The sequence below is a fragment of the Cellulomonas sp. A375-1 genome (assembly GCF_001040865.1).
Classification (GTDB): domain Bacteria; phylum Actinomycetota; class Actinomycetes; order Actinomycetales; family Cellulomonadaceae; genus Cellulomonas; species Cellulomonas gelida.
Genome location: NZ_LFKW01000101.1, coordinates 12,059 through 22,080, shown reverse-complemented (window position 1 = coordinate 22,080; position 10,022 = coordinate 12,059). Strand labels below are relative to the sequence as shown.

Below are 10,022 nucleotides of genomic sequence, written 5' to 3'. Positions count from 1 at the left end.
CCGGCAGCAGCGCGTCGAGCGCCGCCTGCCGCTCGGCGTCGTCGGTGGCCAGCACCACGCGCTCGACGAGCAGCCGGCGCTCGCCGAGGAACATGTGCTCGGTGCGGCACAGGCCGATGCCCTGCGCGCCGAGCCGTCGGGCGCGCTCGGCGTCCTCCGGGGTGTCGGCGTTGGCCCGCACCCGCAGGCGACGCACCTCGTCGGCGTGGGTGAGGATGCGGTCGACCGCGGCGACGAGCTCGCGCGTCTCCTCGTCGGGCGCCTCGGCCATCGCGACGGCCAGGCCGTCCTCGAGGTAGCGGCTGACGGGGGACGGACGCACGGGCACCGAGCCGAGGAAGATCTCGCCGGTCGAGCCGTCGATCGCGATGACGTCGCCCTCGTGGATCGTGCGACCCGCGACCGTCAGCTTGCGCGCGACGGGGTCGATGTCGAGCGCGTCGGCGCCGACCACGCACGTGCGGCCCATGCCTCGTGCGACGACGGCGGCGTGCGACGTCTTGCCGCCGCGCGCGGTCAGGACGCCGACGGCGGCGATCATGCCGCCGAGGTCGTCGGGGTTGGTCTCGCGACGGACCAGGACGACCTCCTTGCCGTCGGCCGCCCAGGTCTGGGCGGTCACGGCGTCGAAGACCGCCATGCCGACGGCCGCGCCGGGAGAGGCGGCCATGCCCTTGGCGAGCAGCTCGCGCTCGGCGGCGGGGTCGAACTGCGGGAACAGCAGCTGCGAGAGCTGGGCACCGGTGACCCGGTCGAGCGCCTCGTCCATGGTGATGAGGTGCTCGTCGACGAGCTGGACGGCCACGCGGAACGCGGCGGGTGCGGTGCGCTTGCCGACACGGGTCTGCAGCATCCAGAGCTTGCCGCGCTCGACCGTGAACTCGATGTCGCACAGGTCGCGGTAGTGGGTCTCGAGCCGACGCATGGCCTTGCGCAGGTCCGCGTACGCCTCGGGGTCCAGCCGGTCCAGCTCGGCGAGCCCGGACGTGTTGCGGATGCCGGCGACGACGTCCTCGCCCTGGGCGTTGGCGAGGTAGTCGCCGTAGACGCCCGAGCGGCCGGTCGCGGGGTCGCGCGTGAACGCCACGCCCGTGCCCGACGTCGGGCCGAGGTTGCCGAACACCATCGCGCACACGTTGACGGCCGTGCCGAGGTCGTCGGAGATGCGCTCCTGACGGCGGTACAGGCGGGCCCGCTCGGTGTTCCACGAGTTGAAGACCGCGGTGATCGCGAGGTCGAGCTGCTCGCGCGGCGACTGCGGGAAGTCCCGGCCCGTCTGCTCCCGCACGATGTCCTTGTAGGTGCCCACGAGCTCACGCAGGTCGTCGGTCCCGAGGTCCACGTCGGAGGCGACGCCGCGGGCCGCCTTGGCCTTGTCGAGCGCGTCCGAGAACTCCTCGCCCGCGATCCCGAGCACCGTGCGGCCGAACATCTGGACCAGGCGACGGTAGGAGTCCCACGCGAACCGCTCGTCGCCCGTGAACGCGGCGAGGCCGTGCACCGTGAGGTCGTTGAGGCCGACGTCGAGGACGGTCTCCATCATCCCGGGCATCGAGAACTTCGCGCCCGAGCGGACCGAGACGAGCAGGGGGTCGGCCGGGTCGCCGAAGTGCCGCTGCATCGCGTCCTCGAGCCTGCGCATGGCCATGGTGACCTCGACCCGCAGCTCGTCGGGCACGTCACCGTCGCGCATGTACTCGCGGCACGCCTGCGTCGTGATCGTGAACCCTGGGGGTACGGGCAGCCCGAGGCGGGTCATCTCCGCCAGTCCGGCACCCTTGCCGCCCAGAAGGTCCTTGGCGTCCTTGTCGCCCTCGCTGAAATCCCATACGTAGCCGGCCACGGCTCCACCTCCACGGTGTGCGACCAGGCCCCGTTGCCCGGCCGCGCTGCCACCGGGCGTCGTTGCCTGGGGGCTCGTCCAGTGTCGTCCCGCAGGGTGGACACTTCCACGGGACCAACGTCCGGGAGCGTGACCTGCGCGCGGACCCTCGCCGGGAGCCGTGGCGCGGGTCCCACGTAGGATGGGCGGCGCAGACCCCACGACGAAGGAGCGACGGCGCACGCCGATCACATGGCCGAGACGAACCCCGCACCGCACACCGGTGCGCCCGCACGCGTCGAGCACCGCATCTCGGTCCCGGCCAACGTCTCGATGGTCGAGCTCCTGGGCCTGCGCGACGAGGTGCTCACCGAGATCGAGTCCGGCTTCAGCGGCGTCGACGTGCACGTCCGCGGCAACGAGGTCCGGCTCGCCGGCCCCGCCGGGGACGTCGCGCTGCTGACGCGGCTGGTCGACGAGCTGATCGAGATGACCGCCGCCGGCACGCCGCTGACGCCCGACGTCGTGCGCCGCACGGTCGCGATGCTGACCGCCGGGTCGCACGCACGCCCCGCGGACATCCTCACGTTCAACATCCTGTCCACGCGCGGCCGCACCATCCGGGCCAAGACGGCGGGGCAGAAGGAGTATGTCGACGCGATCGACCGCCACACCGTGACGTTCGGCATCGGCCCGGCGGGCACCGGCAAGACCTACCTCGCGATGGCCAAGGCCGTGCAGGCGCTCAACGACCGCAAGGTCAACCGGATCGTGCTCACCCGCCCGGCGGTCGAGGCCGGCGAGCGGCTCGGGTTCCTGCCCGGGACGCTCGCGGAGAAGATCGACCCGTACCTGCGTCCGCTGTACGACGCGCTGCACGACATGGTGGACCCCGAGTCGATCCCGCGGCTGCTCGAGGCCGGGACGATCGAGGTCGCGCCGCTCGCCTACATGCGCGGGCGCACGCTCAACGACTCGTTCATCATCCTCGACGAGGCGCAGAACACCTCCGTCGAGCAGATGAAGATGTTCCTGACACGGCTCGGGTTCGGCAGCCGGGTCGTCGTCACGGGTGACGTGACGCAGGTCGACCTGCCGTCGGGCACCACGTCGGGGCTGCGCGTGGTCGAGCGCATCCTGAACGACGTCGACGACGTCGCCTTCTGCCGGCTGAGCTCGTCGGACGTCGTCAGGCACCGGCTGGTCAGCGAGATCATCGACGCGTACGCACGCTGGGACGAGAACGGGAACACGGGTCACCGATGAGCATCGAGGTCAACAACGAGTCGGACTACGCGGTCGACGAGGCGGAGTTCGCCGCGCTCGCGCGGTACGTGCTCGACGAGATGCACGTGCACCCGCAGACGGACCTGTCGATCATGCTGGTCGGGACGCAGGTCATGACCGAGCTGCACGTGAAGTGGATGGACGAGCCCGGCCCCACCGACGTCCTCTCGTTCCCGATGGACGAGCTGCGCCCTGGGCGCGACGGCGAGGTCACGCCCGCGGGCCTGCTCGGCGACGTGGTCCTGTGCCCCGAGGTGGCCGCGCAGCAGGCAGTCGCCGCGGGGCACTCGACCGTCGAGGAGCTGCTGCTGCTCACGACGCACGGGATCCTGCACCTGCTCGGCTTCGACCACGCGGAGCCGGAGGAGGAGAAGGAGATGTTCGGCCTCCAGCGCCGCCTCCTGCTGACGTTCCTGGCCGGCCGGTGAACGACGTCCCTGTCGGCCTGCTCGTCGTCGTCGCCGTCCTGGGCACCGCGCTCGCCGCGGCGCTGTCGGCTGGGGAGGTCGCGGTCGTCCGCGTCACGCGTGCGGCCGTCACCGAGCTCGTCGCGCAGCGACACCCGGCGGCGCAGCGGATCCAGGCACTGACCGAGCACCCGCAGCGTTCGGCCTCCGCGGCCGCCTTCTTCCGCCTCGTCGCCGAGATGCTCGCGACGGTGTGCCTCACGATCGTCGTCGCCGCGAGCGACCTGCCGTGGTGGGGCGTGCTGCTCGGCGGGCTCGGGCTCAGCGTCGTCGTGGCCTACCTGCTCATCCGGGTCAGCCCGCGCACGATCGGACGCCGCAGCCCGGTGCGGGTGCTCTCGGCGCTGTCTCGCCTGCTCACCGTCGTCACCGTGCTCGCGGGCCCGATCGCGCGTCGCGGCACGTCCGCGCGTGGCGTCACCGACACCGACGAGGACGAGCTGCGGGACATGGTCCAGCGGGTGAGCGAGTCCGAGGCGATCGAGGACGAGGAGCGCGAGCTGTTCCGCTCGGTCTTCGAGCTCGGCGGGACGCTCACGCGCGAGGTCATGGTGCCCCGCACGGACATGGTCACGGCCCACGCGAGCACGACGCTGCGCAAGGCGCTCGCGCTCCTGCTGCGCTCCGGGTTCTCGCGCGTGCCGGTCGTGGGTGACTCCGTCGACGACCTGCGCGGGGTGCTGTACCTCAAGGACATCGTCGAGCAGATCCCGATCGGGCCGGGGGACCGGCGCCCGGCGGGGGACGCGCTCGACGCGCCCGCCTCGTCGCTCGTGCGGCCCCCGGTGTTCGTGCCGGAGTCCAAGCCGGTCGACGACCTGCTGCGCGAGCTGCAGGGCGGTTCGTCGCACCTGGCGATGGTGGTCGACGAGTACGGCGGCATCGCGGGGCTCGTCACGATCGAGGACGCGATCGAGGAGATCGTCGGTGAGCTGACCGACGAGCACGACCCGAGCGCGCCGGTCGTGGAGGACCTCGGCGACGGGGTGTTCCGGGTGCCCGCGCGCCTCGGGCGCGACGAGCTCGGCGAGCTGTTCGGGCTCGAGGTCGACGACGAGGACGTCGACTCCGCAGGCGGCCTGCTGACCAAGGCGCTCGGCAAGGTCCCCCTGCCCGGCTCGGCAGGCGAGATCCACGGGCTGCACCTGGTGGCCGAGCGCGTCGAGGGCCGTCGCCGTCGCCTGGCCACGGTCCTGGTCAACCGTGTGGCACCCGACGACCCCATCGACGACGACGAGCACGGAGCGCAGCGATGACCGAGCCCACACGCACCACCGACGGCGAGTTCCGGGCGGGCTTCGCGTGCTTCGTCGGACGGCCCAACGCCGGCAAGTCCACCCTGACGAACGCGCTCGTCGGCCAGAAGGTCGCGATCACCTCCGGCCGCCCGCAGACGACGCGCCACACGATCCGCGGCATCGTGCACCGCGACGACGCCCAGCTCGTGCTGGTCGACACGCCCGGGCTGCACCGGCCCCGCACGCTGCTCGGCGAGCGGCTCAACGACCTCGTCAAGGGCACGCTCACCGAGGTCGACGTCGTCGGCTTCTGCCTGCCCGCCGACCAGAAGGTCGGACCGGGGGACCGGTTCATCGCCGACCAGCTCGCCGAGCTCGCGCGCGACCGGCGCGGCACGCCCGTCGTCGCGATCGTCACGAAGGCCGACCTCGTCTCGCGGCAGCGCCTGGCCGAGCAGCTGCTCGCGGTGCAGGCGCTCGGCGACTGGGCGGACATCGTCCCGGTCTCGGCCGTGGACGGCTACCAGGTCGGGGTGCTCGCCGACGTGCTCGTCTCGCACCTGCCCGAGGCGCCCGCGCTGTACCTCGACGGCGAGCTGACGGACGAGCCCGAGGAGGTCATGGTCGCCGAGCTCGTGCGCGAGGCCGCCCTCGAGGGCGTCCGCGACGAGCTGCCGCACTCGCTGGCGGTCGTGGTGGAGGAGATCGTCCCGCGCGAGCAGCCGGCCGGTGACTCGGCACCCATGCTCGACGTCCGGGTGAACCTCTACGTCGAGCGCGACAGCCAGAAGGCCATCATCATCGGGCGTGGCGGGGCTCGGCTGCGTGACGTGGGCAGCGAGGCGCGACGCGGCATCGAGGCGCTGCTCGGTGCACGTGTCTACCTCGACCTGCACGTCAAGGTCGCCAAGGACTGGCAGCGTGACCCCAAGCAGCTCGGGAAGCTCGGATTCTGACGCCGACGGTGACGACACGAGGCGGGAGAGCTGGATGCTGAAGGAGGCCCGCGCGGACGAGCACCTGCTCACGGGCCCGTACCGCGTGCTCGCGAGCACGGTGCTGGGCGTCGTGGTGCTCGCCGTCATGGGCGCGCTCATGGGACCGCAGTGGGACCCGGTCGCGCTGAGCGACCCGCTCGCCGTGCAGACGTCGAGCACGCAGATCGGCGAGGCGCCCGCGCTGGTGCGGCACGAGGTCCGCCAGCGCGTCGTGACGGTCCAGCTCGACGGCACGAGCGTGCAGGCCCTGCTCAGCGAGCCGCAGGGCACGGACGGACCGGCGCGTGCGGTCGTCTTCGTGCACGGCGCGGGTACCGGCACGTACCAGGAGGCGTTCTACGAGCAGGCGCATGCGCTCGCCGAGGCCGGTGTGGTGACGCTCGTGCCCGACAAGCGGCTCGACACCTACTCCCTGCGGCACCGCGACTACGTCCAGATGGCCGACGACTACGCGCACTCGGTCGCCCTGCTGCGCACGCTGCCGAGCGTCGACCCGGACCGCGTCGGCGTGTACGCCGAGAGCGAGGGCGGGTGGATCGCACCCGTGATGGCCGCGAACGACCCGTCGCTCGAGTTCGTCGTGCTCGTCTCGTCGCCGGTGGTGCCGCCGCGTCAGCAGGCCGCGTTCGCGGCCGACAACTACCTGCGTGCGACAGGGGTCCCGCACGGCGTCTTCCGCGCGATCCCGCGTGCCGTCGGCATGGCGATCCCCGGTGGCGGCTTCGAGTACGTCGACTTCGACGTCACGACCTACCAGCGGCGCATGACCCAGCCGGTGCTCATGGTCTACGGCACCGGTGACTCGTCGATGCCGATCGTCCAGGGGCCGATGCAGGTGATGCGGGACACGGCGATCGCGGGCAACAGCGACGTGACCGTCCGCTACTACGAGGGCGCGACGCACGGCATCCGGGTGGGTGCGGACATCGTCCCGGCCTTCCTGAAGGACATGGCGGCCTGGGTCACCGGCCTGCCGCAGACCGCGGGCGCCGCGCCGAAGGTCGCGGGCGACCAGCCGAGCCAGACGTTCCTGGCGATGCCCGTGCCCGAGCCGCGCTGGCTGCACAACGGTGACGTGGTGGCCGTGACGCTCATCGCGTCCTGCCTCGTCGTCGCCCTCGCCGGGCTCGTCGCTCCCGTGGCGCGCGGTGCCGAGGTGCTCGTCACCCGCCGGCGGCGACCGGACGGGAGCGCCGCACCGGCGGCGCACCGGTACGCGCCGGGCGTCGCACGCTGGGCCGCAGCGCTGGGCGCGGGAGTCGTCGTGACGGTCGTGGGCTTCGTCTGGTACATCCTCGCGATCGCGCGGCTCGCGCTCGACTACACGAGCAACGGGTGGGTCGTCACCGGGGCGTGGATCGCCGTCCGGGCCGTGGGGATCCTCGTGGTCGCGGCGGCGGTCCTGCTGTTCCGCTCGATCGTGCGCAACCGTGCGAGCGGCGTGCCCGTCGCACCCGGCGCCGCACGCGCGCTCGCGCTCGCGATCGTCGTCGCGGCGTCCGCGATCCTGCTGGTCGTGCTCGCGTACTGGGGCGTCTACCAGCTCGGCATCTAGGATGCGGCGAGCGATCGGGGCGAGTGCGACGATCGACCGCACTTCGGGCGGTCTTTCACGCTGCGCGTCCCGGTGAGGCACCATGTGGAAGCCGCAGCCGGAGCACGGCTGCGGTCCGGACGTCGGAGAGGAGGATGCGTGCGCACGTCGTGGGGTTCAGCCACCGACCGCGGGCTCGTCCGCGAGGTCAACGAGGACGCACTTCTCGCGTACCCGCCGGTCTTCCTCGTCGCCGACGGCATGGGCGGTCACGACGCGGGCGACCTCGCCAGCCGGATCGCCGTGGAGGAGTTCGCGCAGCTCGCCGGCCAGAGCGCCGCGACCGCCGACGACATCCACGCGTGCTTCTCGCGGACCTCCGCGCGCATCCGCGGCGAGTTCACTGGCGGGCGTCAAGGCGGCACGACGGTCGCGGGGGTCGCGGTCACCGTGCACGACGACACCGCGTACTGGCTCGTCTTCAACGTGGGCGACTCGCGCGTGTACCGCTGGGCCGAGGACGTGCTCGAGCAGGTCAGCGTCGACCACTCGGTGGTCCAGGAGCTGCTCGACGAGGGCCGGATCGAGGCCGCGGACGCCGACACCCACCCTGAGCGCCACGTGCTGACGCGCGCGCTGGGCACGGGCGACGAGCCCGAGCCGGACTACTGGCTGCTGCCCGCGGGGCTGCACGACCGCCTGCTCATCTGCACCGACGGACTCACGCGCGAGCTCGGGGACACCGAGATCGGCGCGGTGCTCGAGCACGTCGCCGACGCGCAGGACGCCGCGAACGAGCTCGTCCGGCGCTCGCTCGACGCGGGTGCCCGCGACAACGTGAGCGCGGTCGTCGTCGACGTCGCGACCTCCGTCGGCGCGCTCGACGACGTCCACATCACCGTGCCGCGCGCCGGCTCGCAGCTCGGCCCGCACCTCTGGGACGAGATGCTGCACGGGGCGACGGTGCCCCGCACCCGCCGGTCGTCCGCGTCGACGCTCCCCCCGAGCGCCGACGCACCGTCGAAGGAGGTCACGTCATGAGCGTCCCCGAGTACCTTCCCGGCGACTGGTCCGCGGTGTCGCGCCCCGGCTTCGTCGCGCTGCTCGGCCCCAGCGCCGGTCCCGCGACGGCGCGTGCGTTGTGGGAGGCGTCGGCCGACGGGCTGCTCGCGGGCCTCGTCGTGCTCGCTCGCAACGGGTTCGGCGGGCTGCCGTCGTTCGCGCTCGTGCATGTCGAGCGTGGGCGCGCGCACCTCGCGCTGCGCGGCGACGTGACCGCCGAGGTCGGCACGCCGCAGGGTCCCCGCACGGTCCGGGCCGGTGAGATCGGGACGTGGTCCGAGCAGGTGTTCGACGACGTGACGTGGGTGCGACTGCGCAGCGACGACGCGCCCGGCGAGGGCGACGGCCTGCCGCTGGGGGACGGCGTGGCCGCGGCGTCCGCGCTGCGCGTGGTGCTGGTCGAGGAGTCCGACGTCGTCGCGCCCGACGGCCCGGTGGCCGCCGAGGCCGCGCCCGACGAGTCGGCCCCTGACCTCGTGGCGCCCGCGCCGGACGGTGAGGCAGCCGCTGCGGACCTCGGCGCCCCCGCGGCCGAGGTCATCGACGTGCCCGACCTGGCGCTGCCGCCGACCGGCGACGACGCCTCGGTCCTCGAGGCACCCGCGATCGACGACCCCGCGGTGGATGAGCCGGTTCACGACGGGCCGGTCCACGACGAGCCCGTGCACGACGAGCCCGTGCACGACGAGCCCGTGCACGACGAGCCCGCGCACGACGAGCCGGTGGCGGACGCACCGTTCGCGGACGTCGAGCCGGTGCGCGACGAGCTCGCGGAGCACGCTGCGGTGGCCTCCGGCTCGGCGCCGGAGCAGGGTCTGCCGGAGCGGGGTCTGCCGGAGCAGGGTCTGCCGGAACCGGCGCTGCCCGAGCTGCTCGTGCCCGAGCCCGTCCGGCCCGAGCCCGCGCGGGCGGACGAGGTCGAGGCGGAGCCGGTCCCCGCGCTCGTGGCGCTCGGTGCGCCGGAGGCGGACGTCGAGTCGACCGTCGACGGCGTGCGCACCCTCGTCGGGCCCGCGTCGCCCGACGACCACGACGGGCTCACGATCCTGTCGTCGGACCTCGCGCAGATCCGTGACCAGCTGCCGGCGTGGGCCTCGCAGTGGCCGCAGGAGGGCCAGACGCCTGGCCCGTTCGAGGTGCCGACGCCCGTGCCCGCCCCCGAGCCGCCGCGCCTGCTGCTGTCGACGGGCACGGAGGTCTCGCTCGACCGGACGGTGCTGCTGGGCCGGGCGCCGCAGGTCGCGCGCGTGACGAACCGTGAGCTGCCGCGCCTCGTCGCCGTCCCGAGCCCGCAGCAGGACATCTCGCGCACGCACGCGGAGGTGCGCGCCGAGGGCGAGCACGTGCTCGTCACCGACCTGCACTCCACGAACGGGGTGCACGTGTCGCGGCAGGGCGAGGGCGCCCGGCGCCTCCACCCGGGCGAGCCGAGCGTCGTCGTGCCGGGCGAGCTCGTGGACCTCGGTGACGGCGTCACGTTCACGGTCGACGCCGGGGGCCGGTGACGACGTCCGGATGACTTCCCGCATGTCAGTCCGCGCGACGGGGCACGACGAGTGACGGCGAGACGCGAGGCCTCCGCGCCTCCCGCCCTGCCGGGCTACGCGCACGTCC

General features: G+C 73.3%; 8 protein-coding genes. 7 read left to right on the top strand and 1 reads right to left on the bottom strand.

Annotation, left to right across the window (positions count from 1 at the left end):
- Window positions 1-1,843: pyruvate, phosphate dikinase (ppdK, locus tag CWIS_RS10545; RefSeq protein ID WP_048343274.1), on the bottom strand; the 1,843-nt coding region annotated here is incomplete at its 3' end.
- Window positions 1,844-2,074: 231 nt separating this feature from the next.
- Here ppdK and CWIS_RS10540 point away from each other — a divergent pair.
- The 7 genes from CWIS_RS10540 to CWIS_RS10510 all read left to right on the top strand — a co-directional run bounded on the left by CWIS_RS10540 (window position 2,075) and on the right by CWIS_RS10510 (window position 9,913).
- The gene (locus CWIS_RS10540; RefSeq protein ID WP_048343248.1) at window positions 2,075-3,088 is read left to right on the top strand and encodes a PhoH family protein; all 1,014 of its coding nucleotides are present in this window, start codon (window positions 2,075-2,077) and stop codon (window positions 3,086-3,088) included.
- Window positions 3,085-3,537: an rRNA maturation RNase YbeY gene (gene ybeY, locus CWIS_RS10535; protein WP_048343247.1), complete on the top strand. Its 453-nt coding sequence runs from the start codon at window positions 3,085-3,087 to the stop codon at window positions 3,535-3,537. Before CWIS_RS10540 ends, ybeY begins: the two co-directional genes overlap by 4 nt.
- Window positions 3,534-4,832, top strand: coding sequence for a hemolysin family protein (locus CWIS_RS10530; RefSeq protein ID WP_048343246.1), 1,299 nt, complete (start codon window positions 3,534-3,536; stop codon window positions 4,830-4,832). Before ybeY ends, CWIS_RS10530 begins: the two co-directional genes overlap by 4 nt.
- Window positions 4,829-5,770 (top strand): GTPase Era, encoded by a 942-nt coding sequence (era, locus tag CWIS_RS10525; RefSeq protein WP_048343245.1) that lies wholly within the window; start codon window positions 4,829-4,831, stop codon window positions 5,768-5,770. The genes CWIS_RS10530 and era overlap by 4 nt, the downstream gene beginning before the upstream one ends.
- A 34-nt stretch (window positions 5,771-5,804) precedes the next feature.
- A complete protein-coding gene (locus tag CWIS_RS10520; RefSeq protein ID WP_048343244.1) occupies window positions 5,805-7,367 on the top strand; it encodes a S9 family peptidase in 1,563 nt (520 codons plus the stop codon).
- A 138-nt stretch (window positions 7,368-7,505) separates the two neighbouring features.
- Window positions 7,506-8,387, top strand: a complete 882-nt coding sequence (locus tag CWIS_RS10515; protein ID WP_048343243.1) for a PP2C family serine/threonine-protein phosphatase — start codon at window positions 7,506-7,508, stop codon at window positions 8,385-8,387.
- Complete coding sequence (locus CWIS_RS10510; RefSeq protein WP_048343242.1) at window positions 8,384-9,913, top strand: FHA domain-containing protein; 1,530 nt, start codon at window positions 8,384-8,386, stop codon at window positions 9,911-9,913. The genes CWIS_RS10515 and CWIS_RS10510 overlap by 4 nt, the downstream gene beginning before the upstream one ends.
- Window positions 9,914-10,022 lie beyond the last annotated feature (109 nt).

Excerpts from the sequence above, each read along its gene's own strand:
- CWIS_RS10540 (WP_048343248.1), top strand. The coding sequence starts at position 2,075 with ATGGCCGAGACGAACCCCGCACCGCACACCGGTGCGCCCGCACGCGTC.
- ybeY (WP_048343247.1), top strand. The coding sequence starts at position 3,085 with ATGAGCATCGAGGTCAACAACGAGTCGGACTACGCGGTCGACGAGGCG.
- era (WP_048343245.1), top strand. The coding sequence starts at position 4,829 with ATGACCGAGCCCACACGCACCACCGACGGCGAGTTCCGGGCGGGCTTC.
- CWIS_RS10520 (WP_048343244.1), top strand. The coding sequence starts at position 5,805 with ATGCTGAAGGAGGCCCGCGCGGACGAGCACCTGCTCACGGGCCCGTAC.
- CWIS_RS10510 (WP_048343242.1), top strand. The coding sequence starts at position 8,384 with ATGAGCGTCCCCGAGTACCTTCCCGGCGACTGGTCCGCGGTGTCGCGC.